Raw genomic sequence first — 966 nt, 5'->3', positions numbered from 1 at the left:
GTTTTGGCCTGCGCTACGACTATGACAGACGTGAAGTCGTCGAGGCACCTCCAATCCCTGATTTTCTGCAGCCCCTGCGCGAAAAGGTCGCTGCCTTTGCGAGCCAGCCTCCCGAAGCCTTTGCACAGGTGCTGATCAATGAGTATCGGCCGGGCGCTGGTATCGGCTGGCATCGTGACAAATCTCATTTTGAAGATGTAGCAGGTGTTTCACTGCTGGCGCCCTGCAGCTTTCGACTCCGGCGAAAGGCCGGAAGCGGATGGGACCGCCAAACGATCGTCGTCGAGCCAAGATCAGCCTATCTCATGACCGGTCCTTCGCGCACGGAGTGGGAGCACAGCATCCCGCCCCTTGCCGAGCAACGCTATTCGATCACCTTGCGAACACTTCGCTCTAAAAAGGCATGACTACGCTCCGCTAACATCAGACACCAGGTCTCCCACTGCTAATGCCATCACGAGTTCTTGAACGCGGACCCTCCCGGGAACCTCTCAACCTCATGTTGGTTTGGAGGGTGCATCCAGCTTGCAGCGGTGGAGAGTCGATGGTCAGTTCGCAAACAATGTTGGTGCTGGCCAAGCCCCCGCTTCATTAGACGCCGATGGCGATCGCCAATGCTTGTTTCATCGGCACGCTGCTCACCGACGTCACCTACTAGCGAACCGCGGAAATAATGTGGGCCGACTTTTCGGCCTGGCTGCTTTTTGCCGGCTGGGTCGTCGGCGCTTTTGCAGTGATTGCCGCGCTTATGGATCTGTTTACAAGACGACTTTCCCGTGCTGGCAGGCCTGTGTGGCCGTATCTTCTGGACAGCCTTGTCGTGCTTGTGTTGTCGTTTTTATGCGCTGGTGCATAGCCGGGACGCTTGGACTTCGGTCGTGCCGGGGCCTCACCGATCCGTTGTGGCCGTGATCGTCCTGCTTTTCGCAAGCCTGACAGGATGGAGATCCAGCCGTGCTCGAGTGG

Annotated in this window: 2 protein-coding genes; both read left to right on the top strand. The window is 57.9% G+C overall.

Annotated elements, in window-relative coordinates; genetic code table 11:
- On the top strand, positions 1–407 hold a 407-nt coding region (locus ACXJ7R_RS34340), incomplete at its 5' end, for an alpha-ketoglutarate-dependent dioxygenase AlkB (RefSeq protein ID WP_457155673.1).
- 266 nt (positions 408–673) lie between these two features.
- Positions 674–856, top strand: a complete 183-nt coding sequence (locus ACXJ7R_RS34335) for a DUF2231 domain-containing protein (protein WP_457155672.1) — start codon at positions 674–676, stop codon at positions 854–856.
- Positions 857–966: the final 110 nt, after the last annotated feature.

The sequence above is a fragment of the Mesorhizobium sp. P5_C1 genome, assembly GCF_054049815.1.
Note: the sequence above shows the minus strand (reverse complement) of the source record. Positions and strands in the feature narration are given on the sequence as shown.